The organism is Streptomyces sp. NPDC005263 (assembly GCF_042872365.1).
In the GTDB taxonomy this organism is placed as follows: domain Bacteria; phylum Actinomycetota; class Actinomycetes; order Streptomycetales; family Streptomycetaceae; genus Streptomyces.
Genome location: NZ_JBIAKJ010000011.1, coordinates 132662 through 148548, shown reverse-complemented (window position 1 = coordinate 148548; position 15887 = coordinate 132662). Strand labels below are relative to the sequence as shown.

The following is a 15887-nucleotide window of genomic DNA, read 5'->3' as shown; positions in this document are numbered from 1 at the left end:
CCCGGCAGCCCTTCCGCCCGGCACAGGTCCCCGTTCCTGACCGGCCCGCTGGGACGTGGGCCGGACAGGGGGCTTGAAGCCGGCGGAAGCCCCCGACGTCGGTCATCGGCTTGCGCTCCCCTGAGTGGGGGCGCAAGCCGTGAGGGCGGAGCCCGACTGCTACTCGGGCTGGTGGTCCGGACCCCCGAAGTCCGGGCTGGTGTAGTCCGGGCTCGTGAAGCTCGGGCGCGAGCCGCCGGCGCCTTCGTCCGGGCTGCTGAAACCGGGACGGCCGTAGCCCAGGTTCGGCATGCGGCTGGTCGGTGCCGGTGGTTCCATGCGGCGCAGTGCGGCGGTGCCGGGGTCCGCGAGCGCCTCTCGCAGAAACGGCATGATGCCGCGCTCCAACAGTGCCTCGCGCCAGTCTTCCCTGGCCCGGGTCACTTCCGCGCTCATCTCGCCGTACGCACCGGCCGCGAGCGCGGGCCTGTTGCGCAGGGCGGTGAGGAGCAGTCCGACGGCGGCGACGAGGATCGCTGCCGCGGTCACGGCACCGAACACCCATCCGGTAGTGAGCATGGTCTGGGCGAACGCCGGCTCGGGGTCGAGCATCTTCAGGATGTAACCCACGAGCAGGAAGATCGCCGCGGCGGTTCCGGCCAGGACGGGTGCCAGGACAGCGACGACGGCGATGGCGCCCGCGCCGGTGGTCTCGGCGACCTCTCCCATGGTGGCGGCGAGCCCCATCGTGCCGGTGCCCGGATCCGCGGATCCGGTTTCGCGGTTGGACGACGGGGTGGACGGCGCCGGGTGGCGCAGTTCCTCGCGGACCTTCACATAGTGCTGGTACTCGGTCGCCGCGGCCGCCGTGATGAGTGCGGTGGCGTTGAGCGCCATGGTGCGCAGCTGTTCCGGGTTGAGCCGTTGTCCGACATCGGCCAGTTCCGGTCGGTGTGGTGCGGAGCGCAGCACCTCATCGAGGATCCGCTCGTAATCCTGGCGGTCCTCGCTCAGCAGGTGCTGCGGAACGCTGTTCATGTGCATCCCCCGATGCTCCGTAGGGCTTGGGGCTCGCACGCTGACGAGCCGTCGGGCAGAAACGGAGGGGAGCCTGCTACGGATAAGCCGATGGTAGAGCGATGACGGTACGGCGTGACAGGGGGTTTACCTAAAATGCCCTGTGGCCAGTACCGTCGTCGGTCGGACCTCCGTGGGGGAGCGCCTGCCCTGTGAACGTTCAGATATCCAACGGCAGTTGCTGGACCAGCAGCTTTCCGGCCATGGTCACGCCGCCGTCCATCGCGATGGCGAGTCCCTCGGCGTAGAGATGCGCCCCCTCGACCACGGGACCTGAGGGGTCGTCGCCGTCCTCGGAGCCGACCTGGCCCAGGAGGTAGGGGATGGGGCTGTGGCCGTGGACGATCCGGGTGCCGCCGTACGTGTCGAGCAGGGAACGCACATGGTCGGGGCCGCCTTCGTCGCGGAAGGAGAAGCGCCTCGTGAACTTGCGGAACAGGTCCCACACCTCGTCCGCGTCATTGCGCGTGATCGTCTCGCGAACGGTGTCGTTGACCGCTTCGATCGAGTCGCCGTAGTCGAGGTAGGCCGTGGTGTCGGAGTGCACGAGCAGATGGCCGTCGACCTCCTCCATGGCGTCGAGGCGGGCCATCCACTGCAGATGGTGGTCCTGGAGACGGTCCATGTCGGTCTTCTGACCGCCGTTGAGCAGCCAGGCCGCCTGGAAGGTGGCGGTGCCCGCGCCGGAGTTGACGGGAGTGTCGCCGAACCGCTTGGCACCGAGCAGCAGCAGCTCGTGGTTTCCCATGAGCGCCTTGCAGTAGCCGCCTGCCGCGGCGGCCTCGGCGGACAGCCGCATCACGAGGTCGATGACGCCGATGCCGTCCGGGCCGCGGTCGGTGAAGTCGCCGAGGAACCACAGCCGGGCGGTGCCCGCGCACCAGTTGCCCTCGGCGTCCAGGAGCCCCTTCTCCTGGAGGGCGCCCACCAGCTCGTCGAGGTAACCGTGCACATCTCCGACGACGAACAGCGGGCCGGGGCCGGCCGTCGGCTGCGGGGCCGGGACGGGCTCGGGATCGACGGCCGTCTGAAGCGTGTCTCCCCGGTTGATGACCGGCAGGTCGCGCTCCGTGGGGGTGTAGCCCTCCGGATGCTGCAGCGGTTCCTCGACCGGGCTGACCGTGTCACCGGCGTGCACGCCCTGCGGGTACGGACCGGTCTCATGGACGTACGCGGGCACCCGGAAGTCGCGCAACGTCGCCGTCCGCTCCACCTCGGGTCCCTGACCGGCCCCCTGAGTCATCAGACCCCTCCACCATCGCGCCGCACCTGCACCGCATCGGACTGCCTGGTCGCAGCGGCCCGCGGTGTCGTGCGCCCATCATAGGAATGCGGATCGCGCTGTGTGATGACCCAGGGGTGGTGAATCCCATCAAGACTCCAGTTCATCGCGGCTTTCGCCCCGATTGCGCAGGTCTTCGACCGCCCTGTGACCAACGTCGCTGCGGGGGTGACGGCCCTTGTCCCGCCGCGTGGAACGCGCTTGCCATCCCCCAGCCGCCGCGGCGCTACTTCTCCTCGGGTGACCGCGGCGGGCTGACCGTCGTCCGCGGCGGACGTCGCTGGGACGAGGTACGCACGATCAGCTCGGTCGGTATCACCTGCTCGACCGGCTGGTCCGACGCGACCCCCTCGATGGCGTCGATGAGGAGCTGGACGACGGCGGTGCCGATATGGCGCGGCTTCAGCGAGAGCGTGGTGATGGGGGGCTCGGTGTTGGCGTACACGGCGGATTCGCTGCAACACACCAGAAGCAGGTCGTCGGGCACGCGCAGCCCGTAGCGGCGGGCCGCGGTGAGCAAGTCGGTGCCGTTCGGGTCGAAGAGACCGTAGACGGCGTCGGGGCGGTCGGGGCGGGCGAGCAGCCGGTCCGCGGCGACGGCGCCCGCGCACGGATCGTGCGCGGGATAGGCCTCGTACACCGGATCCTGGCCCACACGCTCGCACCAGCGCAGGTAAGCGGTGGTCGACAGATGGGTGTACGTGTCCGTGGTGGTTCCGGTCAGCAGACCGATCCGCCGGGCGCCGGCGTCGGCCAGGTGGTCGAGGATGCCGAGTACGGCGGCCTCGTGGTCGTTGTCGACCCAGGCGGTGACCGGGAGCGGGCCCGCCGGGCGGCCGTCGGAGACGACCGGTAAACCCTGCCGGACCAGCTCGCTGACGACCGGGTCCTGGTCGGAGGGGTCGATGACGACCGTGCCGTCGAGGGCGACGTTCGACCACACGTCGTGGCGGGAGGTCGCGGGGAGGATGACGAGGGCGTAGCCGCGGGCGAGTGCGGCCGAGGTGGCGGCCCGTGCCATCTCCGCGAAGTACGCGAACTCGGTGAAGGTGAAAGGTTCATCCCCGTATGTCGTCACGGTCAGACCGATCAGTCCGGACTTGCCGGTACGGAGTGTGCGGGCGGCCGCCGACGGTCGGTACCCCAGCCGGTCGGCGACCTCGCGGACATGGCGTCGGGTGGCGTCCGGGAGCCTGCCCTTCCCGTTGAGGGCGTCGGAGACGGTCGTGATGGACACTCCGGCGGCGGCGGCGACGTCTCTGATGCCCGCCCGCCCCGGCCGACTGCCTCGCCGTGAGGTTTCCGCGCGGCTCACCTGGTGCTTCCCTGCTGCTGTCATGGCGAGCCGATAGTAGGGCTCATGCGGTGGGGTAGGGCGGACGCATATGCACGCGTTGACAGGCACGTTTCTGCAAGGTGTTAGTGGGTCAATAGCCTTGGAAACTAAGGTAGTTGAGTGATCCAGAAGCAGGAGGTGACTTGTCGGCGCGCACCGGCCTGCCAAGTATCTGATGTTTCGAAGCGGTCTCAACTCACCTTTACGGGGGACGCGCGCCACGGCGCGAGCTACCGGCGCGTAGATATATGTAGCCGCGCCCCTGGATTCGTACGCCTTCGTACGGTGATGCCCTTGATGGTGGTGACGACGTCGGCCGCGACGCTCGAGATGAGTGCCGCCGGCGGACGAGGTCACCGCGCACCTGTACGCAGCGGACCCGAATCCTCATAGGGTGAGGAGCATGGGAGCCGGTGGTGCTGACGTCCGCCGGTGGTCAGGAGGAGGACTGTGGTGAGCGAGACGAACCCCAAGCTGCGTGCCGAGCTGGAGGGTATCCCCGCCTATGTGCCGGGCAAGCCCGCCGCGGCCGACGGCCCGGTCGCCTACAAACTGTCCTCCAACGAGAACCCGTATCCGCCGCTGCCCGGCGTGCTGGAGACCGTGGCGGCCGCCGTCTCGTCGTTCAACCGCTACCCGGACATGGCCTGCACGGGCCTGATGAACGAACTCTCCGAGCGCTTCGCCGTTCCGCTGTCCGACCTGGCCACCGGTACCGGCTCGGTCGGGGTCGCGCAACAGCTGATCCAGGCGACCTCGGGACCCGGCGACGAGGTGATCTACGCCTGGCGGTCCTTCGAGGCGTATCCGATCATCACCCGGATCAGTGGGGCCACGCCGGTGCAGGTGCCGCTGACGTCGGGCGATGTGCACGACCTGGACGCCATGGCGGACGCGATCACCGAGCGGACCCGGCTGATCTTCGTCTGCAACCCCAACAACCCCACGGGCACGGTCGTACGGCGGGCCGAGCTGGAACGGTTCCTCGACCGGGTGCCCGGGGATGTGCTGGTCGTGCTGGACGAGGCGTACCGCGAGTTCATCCGGGACGCCGAGGTGCCGGACGGCGTGGAGTTGTACCGCCGGCGGCCGAACGTCTGCGTTCTGCGCACGTTCTCCAAGGCGTACGGCCTCGCCGGCCTGCGTGTCGGCTTCGCGATCGCCCATGAGCCGGTGGCGGCGGCGCTCCGCAAGACCGCGGTGCCCTTCGGCGTGAGCCGGATCGCGCAGGACGCGGCGATCGCCTCGCTGCGGGCCGAGGACGAACTGCTCGGCCGGGTGGGCTCGCTGGTGTGCGAGCGCACCCGCGTGGTCGACGCGTTGCGGGCCCAGGGCTGGACGGTGCCGGAGACCCAGGCCAACTTCGTGTGGCTGCGGCTGGGGGAACGCACGGTCGAGTTCGCACAGGCGTGCGAGCAGTCGGGGGTGATGGTCCGGCCGTTCGCGGGCGAGGGTGTGCGGGTCACGGTCGGGGAGACCGAGGCGAACGACATCTTCCTCAAGGCGGCCGAAGGGTTCCGCAAGGAGCTCTAGCCACGGCTGTGACAGGGGGGTTTCCCGAGAGGGGGACCCCCCTTCGAGTGTCGAAAATCCGTGCGTCATAATTGCTTGTGAATGTGAACGCGTTCACAAGCGTGTCCCGATTGATCCAGTGATGTGTGTAACAAACGGGACAAAAGCCCGCTGTACCTCGGCGACGTAAGGAGAGTGACGACGTGGAACTGGCTCTGGCGCCGGAGACCCTGGCGCGTTGGCAGTTCGGGATCACCACCGTCTACCACTTCCTGTTCGTCCCGCTGACGATCTCGCTGGCCGCTCTGACGGCCGGACTGCAGACCGCGTGGGTGCGCACGGAGAAGGAGAAGTACCTCAGGGCCACCAAGTTCTGGGGCAAGCTCTTTCTGATCAACATCGCGATGGGTGTGGTCACCGGCATCGTGCAGGAGTTCCAGTTCGGCATGAACTGGTCCGACTACTCACGCTTCGTCGGCGACGTCTTCGGCGCCCCGCTCGCCTTCGAGGCCTTGATCGCCTTCTTCTTCGAGTCCACCTTCATCGGCCTGTGGATCTTCGGCTGGGACAAGCTGCCCAAGAGGATCCATCTGGCGTGCATCTGGATGGTCTCGATCGGCACGATCCTGTCGGCGTACTTCATCCTGGCAGCCAATTCCTGGATGCAGCACCCGGTCGGCTACCGGATCAACGAGGCGAAGGGACGGGCCGAGCTCACCGACTTCTGGCAGGTACTGACCCAGAACACCGCGCTCGCCCAGGCCTTCCACACCCTCTCCGCGGCCTTCCTCACCGGCGGCGCCTTCATGGTCGGCATCTCCGCCTTCCATCTGCTGCGCAAGAAGCACATCCGCGAGATGAAGACCTCGCTGCGCCTCGGCCTGGTGACCGTCGCCATCGGCGGCCTGCTCACCGCGGTCAGCGGGGACACCCTCGGCAAGATCATGTTCGAGCAGCAGCCGATGAAGATGGCCGCCGCCGAGGCGCTGTGGGACGGCGAGGCACCCGCACCCTTCTCCGTCTTCGCCTACGGCGACGTCGACGCCGGCCACAACAAGGTCGCCGTAGAGATCCCGGGCCTGCTGTCCTTCCTCGCGAACGACGACTTCAGCTCGCATGTGCCGGGGATCAACGACGTCAACAAGTCCGAGCAGGAGAAGTTCGGTCCCGGTGACTACCGGCCCAACATCCCGGTCGCCTACTGGGGCTTCCGCTGGATGATCGGCTTCGGTATGTCGTCCTTCGCCATCGGGCTGGCCGGACTCTGGCTGACCCGCAAGAAGTTCCTGCTGCCGCAGCACCTCAGGGTCGGCGACGACGAGGTCCCGCATCTTGTCCTCTTCGGGAAGAAGGCGCTCGGACCGAAGCTCACCACGTGGTACTGGCGCCTTGCGATCTGGACCCTGGCCTTCCCGCTGATCGCCAACTCCTGGGGCTGGATCTTCACCGAGATGGGCCGCCAGCCGTGGGTTGTCTACGGCGTCCTGCAGACCCGGGACGCGGTCTCCCCCGGTGTCTCCCAGGGTGAGGTCCTCACCTCGATGATCGTCTTCACCAGCCTCTACGCCATCCTCGCCGTCATCGAGGTCAAGCTGCTGGCGAAGTACGTGAAGGCCGGCCCGCCCGAGCTCACCGAGGCTGACCTCAACCCGCCCACGAAGATCGGCGGCGACTCCCAGGACGCCGACAAGCCGATGGCCTTCTCCTACTAGGCCGAGGGAGCTGCACAGCCATGGAACTTCACGACGTCTGGTTCGTACTCATCGCCGTCCTGTGGACCGGCTACTTCTTCCTGGAGGGCTTCGACTTCGGGGTCGGCGTCCTCACCAAGCTGCTCGCCCGCGACCGGACCGAGAAGCGGGTGCTGATCAACACCATCGGCCCTGTCTGGGACGGCAACGAGGTGTGGCTGCTGACGGCCGGCGGCGCGACCTTCGCCGCCTTCCCCGAGTGGTACGCCACGCTCTTCTCCGGGTTCTACCTCCCCCTCCTGCTCATCCTGGTCTGTCTGATCGTCCGGGGGGTCGCCTTCGAGTACCGGGTGAAGCGGCCCGAGGAGAACTGGCAGCGCAACTGGGAGACAGCGATCTTCTGGACGTCGCTGATCCCGGCTTTCCTGTGGGGTGTGGCCTTCGGCAACATCGTGCGGGGCGTCAAGATCGACCGGAACTTCGACTACGTCGGCACCCTCTGGGACCTGCTCAACCCGTACGCGCTCCTCGGTGGTCTGGTGACCCTGACGCTGTTCACCTTCCACGGCGCGGTGTTCACAGCGCTCAAGACGGTCGGGGACATCCGGGTGCGGGCGCGGAAGATGGCGACGGTCGTCGGTCTGGTCGCCGCGGTCCTGGCGCTGCTCTTCCTGCTGTGGACTCAGGTCGACGGCGGGGACGGCGCGAGTCTGATCGCGCTCGTCGTGGCGGTCGGCGCACTGGTCGCCGCTCTCGTGGCCAACCAGGCCGGGCGTGAGGGCTGGTCGTTCGCGCTGTCCGGTGTCACCATCGTGGCCGCCGTGTCGATGCTGTTCCTGACGCTCTTCCCGAACGTCATGCCGTCCTCGCTCAATGCGGACTGGAACCTCACGGTCACGAACGCCTCGTCGAGCCCGTACACCCTGAGGATCATGACGTGGTGTGCGGCGATCGCCACGCCGATCGTCATGCTCTATCAGGGCTGGACCTACTGGGTGTTCCGCAAGCGGATCGGTACGCAGCACATCGCCGCCGACACCGCTCACTGAGTCCGACGGGGGTGTGGGAGCGTGGTTACGCGTTGTTTCACGTGAAACACGGTGGACGGCACCCCCTGGACCGAAGGGCATGTTTCACGTGAAACCGATCGATCCGCGTCTGATCCGGTACGCCCGCACCACTCGCCTCTTTCTGGCGGCGGTCGTCGGCCTGGGTGCCGTCGGTGCGGGACTGGTCATCGCGCAGGCGATGCTCATCGCCGAAGTGGTGGTGGGAGCTTTCCAGCACGGCATGTCCGTCGCCGGCCTCCGCACCCCCCTGCTGCTGTTGGTGGCCGTCGCGGGTGGGCGTGCCCTGGTCTCCTGGCTCACCGAACTCGCCGCGCACCGTGCGAGCGCGGCAGTGAAGTCGGAGCTTCGGGGGCGGCTGCTGGAGCGAGCTGTCTCGCTGGGGCCCGGGTGGCTGAGCGGACAACGGACGGGATCACTGGTCGCGCTCGCCACGCGGGGGGTCGACGCTCTCGACGACTACTTCTCACGCTATCTGCCGCAGTTGGGCCTCGCGGTGGTCGTGCCGGTGGCGGTGCTGCTGCGGATCGTCACCGAGGACTGGGTGTCCGCGGCCATCATCGTCGGAACGCTGCCGCTCATTCCGGTTTTCATGGTGCTGATCGGCTGGGCCACACAGTCCCACATGGATCGTCAGTGGCGGCTGCTGTCCCGGTTGTCCGGGCACTTCCTGGACGTGGTGGCCGGCCTGCCGACCCTGAAGGTGTTCGGGCGGGCCAAGGCGCAGGCGGATTCCATCCGGCGCATCACCGGGGAGTACCGGCAGGCGACCATGCGGACGCTGCGGATCGCCTTCCTCTCTTCCTTCGCGCTGGAGTTGCTGTCGACGCTGTCCGTGGCCCTGGTCGCTGTGACCATCGGCATGCGGCTCGTGCACGGGGACATGGACCTGTACATCGGCTTGGTCATCCTGGTGCTCGCGCCCGAGGCGTATCTGCCGCTGCGGCAGGTGGGAGCGCAGTATCACGCGGCGGCTGAGGGGCTGGCCGCCGCGGAGGAGATCTTCTCGGTGCTCGAGACGCCGGTGCCGGCCTCGGGCCGCGGCGCCGTGCCGGCCGGTGCCCTGACCTTCGAAGGGGTCACCGTCCGATATGCCGGACGGTCGGCGGACGCGGTGACTGACGTGTCCTTCGCCGTCGAGCCCGGGGAGACCGTCGCGCTCGTCGGGCCGAGCGGTGCGGGCAAGTCGACGCTGCTCAATGTGCTGCTGGGATTCGTGCGGCCCAGCGAGGGCCGGGTCCTGGTCGGGGGAGTGGATCTCACCGAGGCCGATCTGGGGCAATGGCACTCACGGATCGCATGGGTGCCACAGCGACCGCACCTGTTCGCCGGGACGATCGGCGAGAACGTGCGCCTCGCTCGTCCGGACGCCGATGACACCGCTGTACGGCGTGCCCTGGCCGACGCCGGTGCCCTGGAGTTCGTCGACGCGTTGCCGCTGGGCGCCGACACGGCGCTGGGCGAGGACGGGGCCGGGCTGTCCGCAGGCCAGCGGCAACGCCTGGCCCTTGCCCGGGCATTTCTCGCCGACCGGCCAGTACTGCTGCTCGACGAACCGACGGCGGCACTCGACGGGGCGACAGAGGCCGAGGTCGTGGAGGCGGTGCGGCGACTGTCCGAGGGACGGACCGTGCTGCTGGTGGTGCACCGGCCGGCGCTGCTCGGGGTGGCGGGCCGGGTGGTACGGCTGGCGGAGCCTCGTTCCTCCGTTCAGATGGAAGGCGCGGCCCGGACGCCCGAGGCGGCTCCGACCGAGGCGGGAGCCAGTACCGCTGCGGATGCGCCCGAGACTGTCGTGCCGGTCTCCCAGGCTCATGGCGTCCTCGCCCGCGTGCGCGCCCTGTCCGGCGCCCGGCGCGGACAGTTCGCTCTCGCCCTGCTGCTGGGCAGCCTCGCGCTCGGCAGCGCCGTCGGCCTCATGGCCACCTCCGGGTGGCTCATCTCGCGAGCCTCACAGCAACCGCCGGTGCTGTATCTGATGGTGGCCGTGACGGCGACGCGGGCCTTCGGGATCGGACGGGCGGTCTTCCGCTACGCCGAGCGTCTCGTGTCGCACGACGCCGTGCTGCGCATGCTGGCCGACACCCGGGTCGCCGTGTACCGGCGTCTGGAGCGGCTGGCGCCCGCCGGACTGCGGCGCACCCGGCGAGGCGACCTGCTGTCCCGGCTCGTCACTGACGTGGACGCCTTGCAGGACTACTGGTTGCGCTGGGTGCTGCCCGCCGGTGCCGCCGTGGTCGTGTCGGCCGCGTCCGTCGGCTTCACCGCCTGGCTGCTGCCGGAGGCCGGGGCCGCTCTCGCCGTCGGACTGCTGGCGGCCGGCGCGGGTGTCCCGCTGGTCACCGGTGCCGTCGCGCGACGGGCCGAGCGCAGGCTGGCCCCCGCCAGGGGAACCCTGGCGACCCGGGTGACCGACCTGCTCAGCGGGACCGCCGAGCTGACCGTCGCCGGTGCGCTGCCCGGACGGACCGCCGAGGCGCGACGGGCCGACGGGACGCTCACCCGGATCGCCTCGCGTACGGCCGCCGCCACCGCGCTCGGTGACGGGCTCACCGCGTTGATCTCCGGCCTGACCGTCGTCGCGAGCGCTCTCGTGGGCGCCCAGGCGGTCGCCGACGGGCGGCTGGGCGGCGTGGCCATGGCGGTCGTCGTCCTGACCCCGCTGGCCGTCTTCGAGGCCGTCCTCGGGCTGCCGCTCGCCGTGCAGTACCGCCAGCGGGTGCGCAAGAGCGCTGAGCGTGTGTACGAGGTGCTGGACGCGCCCGAGCCGGTACGGGAGCCGGAGCGGCCCCAGCAGGCACCCGCGTCCCCCTTCCCTGTCGTTGTGAAGGGCCTGACCGCCCGGCACGCCGGACAGGACCGGGAGGCTCTCGCCGGAGTCGGCCTCGCTCTGGAGGAGGGACGCCGGATCGCCGTGGTCGGGCCGTCCGGGTCCGGCAAGACGACGCTCGCACAGGTGCTGCTGCGGTTCCTGGACGCCCAGGCGGGCTCGTACACCCTGGGCGGCGTGGATGCTCACGCGCTGGACGGTGACGACGTACGGCGGCTTGTCGGCCTGTGTGCGCAGGACGCGCACCTTTTCGACAGCTCGGTGCGCGAGAACCTCCTCCTCGCCAGGAAGGACGCCAGTGAGGGCGAACTGCGGGAAGCGCTGCGGCGGGTTCGGCTGCTCGACTGGGCCGACGCTCTGCCCGACGGTCTGGACACGCTGGTCGGCGAGCACGGGGCACGGCTGTCGGGCGGGCAGCGGCAGAGGTTGGCGCTGGCCCGGGCGCTGCTGGCCGACTTCCCCGTCCTTGTGCTCGACGAGCCCGCCGAGCATCTCGACCTGCCGACGGCCGACGCGCTCACCGCAGACCTGCTGGCCGCTACCGAGGGTCGGACGACCCTGCTCATCACCCACCGGCTGGCCGGCCTGACGGCCGTCGACGAGGTGATCGTGCTGGACGAGGGGCGTGTGGTGCAGCGGGGGCCGTACGCGGAACTGGCCGCGGCGCCGGGGCCGTTGCGGGGGATGGCGGAGCGGGAGGCGGCGGCGGACTTGCTGGTGGGGGCGCGGTAGGAGCAGATCCGCCGGCGGGGCGCCATCTGCCGGCAAGGGCGGGTGTGCGAGGGACAGCCGATTCGGTTCGACGCTCCGTCACAAGGGCGGGGTACGACGGGCGGTGCGGCAGGTTCCGTACTGACCCATCTGCCGCAACCGGTCCCCCGGCCGCAGGACTTGAACAGGACGCACTCCCGTCGCCGGGTCACGATCGCTGATATGCGCTCACCTCGCTGTCATCCGCTGCTCGTTCCGGCGCTGCTGTGCGCGGTCGCGGTGCTGGCGGCCCGTCCCATCTACGCCGCCGACGGCGAAGGGGAGGGTGGGCAGGATGCCGCGGCCTTGGGGATCAGCGCGCAGGTGGCCCGGCTCTACGAGGACGCGGCCCTCGCCACCGAGCGGTACGAGGCGGGCCGCCGCGAGGCCGACACGAGGCGGGTGCAGGTGCAGCGGGCCGAGGTCCTTCTCGACCGTGAGCGGCGGGAGATCGCCGTGCTCCATGAGGACCTGGGGCGGATCGCGCGGGCCCAGTACCGCAGTGGCGGTGGGATGCCGCTGGCCGCGCAGATCATCCTGGCCGACAGTCCCGATGACCTGATGCGCGGCCAGCACGTCTTCTCCCAGTCGCAGCTCACGGTCGACAACGCGATCGGCAAGAGCCGTCGGGCCGAGAGCCGACTGGCCGCGGACGAGGGGAAGGCGGCGGCTGCCTGGCAGGACCTTGAGCGGCGGAGCTCCGAACTCGCCGACCTGAAGAAGGACATCGAGCGGAAGCTGGAGCAGGCGCGGTGGCAGCTGCAGGGCCAGGCCGACGCCTCCGTCGCGGCGGGTTCCTGCCGCGGGGCTGTCCGGCTGGACCAGCCGCCGGTGGCCGTCACGAGCGCGTGGGTCGCTCCGGTGGAGTCGTACCAGTTGTCCGCCGGTTTCGGCAGTGGTGGTGCCCGGTGGGCCAGACGGCACACCGGGCAGGACTTCGCGGTGCCGATCGGCACGCCCGTCCGGGCGGTGGGCGCGGGGCGCGTGGTGAAGGTGTCGTGCGGCGGCGCGTTCGGCATCGAGGTGGTCGTGAAGCACGCGGGCGGCTACTACTCCCAGTACGCCCATCTCGCCGCCGTCACCGTCGACCAGGGTGACAAGGTGAGGCCTGGCCAGTGGATCGGACAGTCGGGCACGACCGGCAACTCCAGCGGCCCGCATCTGCACTTCGAGGTGCGGGTCACGCCGGAGATGGGGTCGGCGGTGGATCCGGTGCCGTGGTTGTCGGCGCGAGGCGTGCCGGTGGGATGAGGCCCGCACGGGCACGGGGGCCACTCGGGGTCTGATGGGCCCAGTCGGGGCGCTCGGCTGTCTCGGGCTCTGGGTCCGCTCTATCCTCGCTCCGCCAGCAGCCGCTCGATCACGACGGCCACCCCGTCGTCGTTGTTGGCGACGGTACGTCCGGAGGCCGCGGCGATCACATCCGGGTGTGCGTTGCCCATCGCGTACGACTGGCCCGCCCAGGTGAGCATCTCGACATCGTTCGGCATGTCCCCGAAGGCGACGACTTCCTCGTGCGAGATCCCGCGTTCGGCGCAGCACAGGGCGAGCGTGCTGGCCTTGGAGACCTCGGGGCCGCTGATCTCCAGCAGGGCGCTGGGGCTGGAGCGGGTCACGTTCGCGCGTTCGCCGATGGCGAGGCGGGCGGTGGTGAGAAAGGCGTCCGGGTCGACGGTGGGGTGGTACGCGAGGATCTTGAGGACCGGCTCGTCGGCACCGGGGGCGTCCGGCGCCAACAACTCCTCGGCCGGTGCGAGGAAGTCGGGAATCTCCATGTGGAGCTTCGGATAGTCGGGCTCCTGGTAGAAGCCGTACGTCTGCTCCACCGCGTACACCGTGCCGGGTGCCGCCTCGCGCAGCAGCCGTACGGCGTCCAGCGCGTTCTTCCGGGCCAGCTCCCGCACCTTCACGAACCGGTGGGCACCCGGGCCGCCGTGCAGATCGACCACGGCCGCGCCATTGCCGCAGATCGCCAGGCCGTGGCCGTGGACATGGTCGCTGACGACATCCATCCAGCGGGCCGGGCGGCCGGTGACGAAGAAGACCTCGATGCCCGCCTCCTCGGCGGCGGCGAGGGCCGCGACGGTGCGCGGCGAGACCGACTTGTCGTCGCGCAGCAGGGTGCCGTCCAGATCGGTGGCGATCAGTCGCGGCGGAACGGCGGCGGCCGGGGTTTCGGGCTGTCGAGTCGCTGAGGTCACCCGGCCATTCTCCAGCAGATCACCCGCACGTCTGTGCGGAGACCGCACAGGAGCGAAGCCACCGCCTCTCACCTGCGCCGTCACCGCAACTGGGCGGGCGCGTCCATGGCGATCTGCTCGAAGATCTTCTCGTCGGCGGCGAAGTCCGATTCGGGGATGGGCCAGTGGATCACGATCTCGGTGAACCCCAGATCCTGGTGCCGGCCCGCGAAGTCCACGAACGCGTCGAGGGACTGGAGCGGGCGGTCGCGGTCCGGGGTGAAGCCGGTCAGCAAGACCCTGTCCAGCTCGCGCACGTCCCGCCCGACCGCGGCACACGCGTCGGCCAGCTTCTCCGTCTGCCCGCGAAGGGCCTGAACCGACTGCTCAGGAGTGCCGTTCTCGTACAGCTTGGGGTCGCCGGTGGTCACCCAGGCCTGCCCGTACCGCGCGGCGAGCTCCAGGCCACGCGGCCCGGTCGCGGCCACCGCGAACGGCAGCCGGGGGCGCTGGAGGCAGCCGGGGATGTTGCGCGCCTCGTGCGCCGAGTAGTGCTCGCCCTCGTACGACACTCCCTCGGTGCCGTCCTCGGTCAGCAGCCGGTCGAGGAGCGACACGAACTCGGCAAATCGATCGGCACGCTCACGCGGGGTCCACGGTTCCTGTCCGAGCACCGTGGAGTCGAAGCCGGTGCCGCCCGCGCCGATACCGAGCGTGACCCGCCCGTCGGAGATGTCGTCCAGGGAGATCAGCTCCTTGGCGAGGGTCACCGGGTGCCGGAAGTTCGGCGAGGTCACGAGCGTGCCGAGGCGCAGAGTGTCGGTGGCACCCGCGGCGGCGGTCAGCGTCGGGACGGCACCGAACCAGGGTCCGTCGCGGAAACTGCGCCAGGACAGGTGGTCGTAGGTGTAGGCGGTGTGGAAGCCGAGCTGCTCAGCGCGCTGCCATGCCGAACGGCCGCCCTCGTGCCAACGACGGTACGGAAGGATCACGGTGCTCAGACGCAGACTCATGGTTCGAGCGTATGCGGACGAGTGAGTTCCACATAAAACGGTCACGCATGGTCATCGCACACGTTCGCTGAGTCAAGGGCCGAGCTTGATCATCGGCGTCCGGCGGCCGTCAGCGCGGCTCGGGAAACCGCAGTACTGCGGGGGCACGGCCTTCGTCAGCCACACCCCGTTGGCGCTGACCTGGAAGACAAGGCCGTCCCGGTGCATGGCGCCGGCGTCCACCGACAGCACGACGGGCCGGCCGCGGCGGGCTCCGACGCGGGTCGCGGTCTCCCGGTCGGGCGAGAGATGGACGTCGTGCCGGTTCATGGGTCGCAGCCCCTCCGTACGGATCGCGTTCAGAGGTCGGTCCGTGGTCCCGTGGTAGAGATACGGCGGCGGGGTCGCCGGTGCCAGCCCGAGGTCGATGTCGATGCTGTGACCCTGGCTGGCGCGGATCCGGGTGCCGTCGACCGCGAAGCGCTGCTTGTCGTTGGCGGCGACCACGTGGTCCAGCTCGTCCCGGCCGAACCGGAAGCCGTGAGCCGCGGCCGCGGCGATCAGTTCGTCGATCTCGACCCATCCGCCCTCGTCGAGGATGAGCCCGATCCGTTCCGGCTGGTGCCGAAGGTGCTTCGAGAGGTACTTGGACACCTTCACGGTCCGTCTCTCGATCCTCTCCCTCTCGTTCTCGTTCATCCCACCAGCGTGCCGGGAGAGATCTGAATCACGCGAATGATTGTGCTCCGGATGTTTGATCCACAGCCAAGTGCGGTTATCCACAGGGGAATTGGCGATTCTGTGGACAACTGGCCTTTCAGTAAGGTCGCTTCGTCAAGGTCAACTAATCGGCGGTGACTTGAGGCGATCCGGTCCAAGGGTCGGGCCCGCACCTCTCGTTCGGCGGTGAGCGGCGACGAACTCGAAGGCGCGCGCCGCGCCAACCAGCGCCTCTAGGGCCCGGATTGTCTCCCTCGGGATCGTCACGAAACGCGTCCGGTCCTCAGGCGGCGGGGCTGCTTCCGCTCCTGGGGCCACCACAAGTGCGGTACACGAACAGGCGTGTGCGCCGGGCGAGTTCGATGTCCACCGTCTGTTGCCTGAGGGGGCGCAGCCGTCGTAGGAGTGAGGCCGCTACGGACGCCTCCGCGACGGTCGGACGGTGCGGCCTGCCGCAACACGGCGAAAACG

At 69.6% G+C, this 15887-nt stretch carries 11 protein-coding genes; 5 read left to right on the top strand and 6 right to left on the bottom strand.

Annotated elements, in window-relative coordinates:
- Window positions 1–159: 159 nt before the first annotated feature.
- The 3 genes from ACFYRY_RS36955 to ACFYRY_RS36945 form a co-directional block, all read right to left on the bottom strand.
- A complete protein-coding gene (locus ACFYRY_RS36955) occupies window positions 160–1023 on the bottom strand; it encodes a hypothetical protein (protein WP_389155958.1) in 864 nt (287 codons plus the stop codon).
- Window positions 1024–1216: 193 nt separating this feature from the next.
- On the bottom strand, window positions 1217–2299 hold the full coding sequence (locus ACFYRY_RS36950) for a metallophosphoesterase (protein WP_389155956.1): 1083 nt from the start codon (window positions 2297–2299) through the stop codon (window positions 1217–1219).
- A gap of 265 nt (window positions 2300–2564) precedes the next feature.
- Entirely contained in the window at window positions 2565–3677 is a 1113-nt protein-coding gene (locus tag ACFYRY_RS36945) for a LacI family DNA-binding transcriptional regulator (protein WP_389155953.1), read from the bottom strand.
- Window positions 3678–4127: 450 nt separating this feature from the next.
- Between ACFYRY_RS36945 and hisC the strand changes: the two genes are divergently transcribed.
- The 5 genes from hisC (at window position 4128) to ACFYRY_RS36920 (ending at window position 12775) form a co-directional block, all read left to right on the top strand.
- A complete protein-coding gene (gene hisC / locus ACFYRY_RS36940) occupies window positions 4128–5207 on the top strand; it encodes a histidinol-phosphate transaminase (protein WP_389155950.1) in 1080 nt (359 codons plus the stop codon).
- A gap of 182 nt (window positions 5208–5389) precedes the next feature.
- Window positions 5390–6898: a cytochrome ubiquinol oxidase subunit I gene (locus tag ACFYRY_RS36935; RefSeq protein WP_389155947.1), complete on the top strand. Its 1509-nt coding sequence runs from the start codon at window positions 5390–5392 to the stop codon at window positions 6896–6898.
- Between the two features lie 20 nt (window positions 6899–6918).
- Window positions 6919–7926 (top strand): cytochrome d ubiquinol oxidase subunit II, encoded by a 1008-nt coding sequence (cydB, locus tag ACFYRY_RS36930; protein WP_389155945.1) that lies wholly within the window; start codon window positions 6919–6921, stop codon window positions 7924–7926.
- Window positions 7927–8014: 88 nt separating this feature from the next.
- Entirely contained in the window at window positions 8015–11506 is a 3492-nt protein-coding gene (cydD, locus tag ACFYRY_RS36925) for a thiol reductant ABC exporter subunit CydD (protein ID WP_389155942.1), read from the top strand.
- A gap of 201 nt (window positions 11507–11707) precedes the next feature.
- A complete protein-coding gene (locus tag ACFYRY_RS36920; protein WP_389155939.1) occupies window positions 11708–12775 on the top strand; it encodes a peptidoglycan DD-metalloendopeptidase family protein in 1068 nt (355 codons plus the stop codon).
- An 80-nt stretch (window positions 12776–12855) separates the two neighbouring features.
- Here ACFYRY_RS36920 and ACFYRY_RS36915 read toward each other — a convergent pair whose 3' ends face one another.
- The 3 genes from ACFYRY_RS36915 to ACFYRY_RS36905 form a co-directional block, all read right to left on the bottom strand.
- A complete protein-coding gene (locus ACFYRY_RS36915) occupies window positions 12856–13725 on the bottom strand; it encodes a Cof-type HAD-IIB family hydrolase (RefSeq protein ID WP_389155936.1) in 870 nt (289 codons plus the stop codon).
- An 80-nt stretch (window positions 13726–13805) separates the two neighbouring features.
- Window positions 13806–14717 (bottom strand): LLM class flavin-dependent oxidoreductase, encoded by a 912-nt coding sequence (locus ACFYRY_RS36910; RefSeq protein WP_389155933.1) that lies wholly within the window; start codon window positions 14715–14717, stop codon window positions 13806–13808.
- A gap of 72 nt (window positions 14718–14789) precedes the next feature.
- Entirely contained in the window at window positions 14790–15395 is a 606-nt protein-coding gene (locus tag ACFYRY_RS36905) for an RNA 2'-phosphotransferase (protein WP_389155930.1), read from the bottom strand.
- Window positions 15396–15887 lie beyond the last annotated feature (492 nt).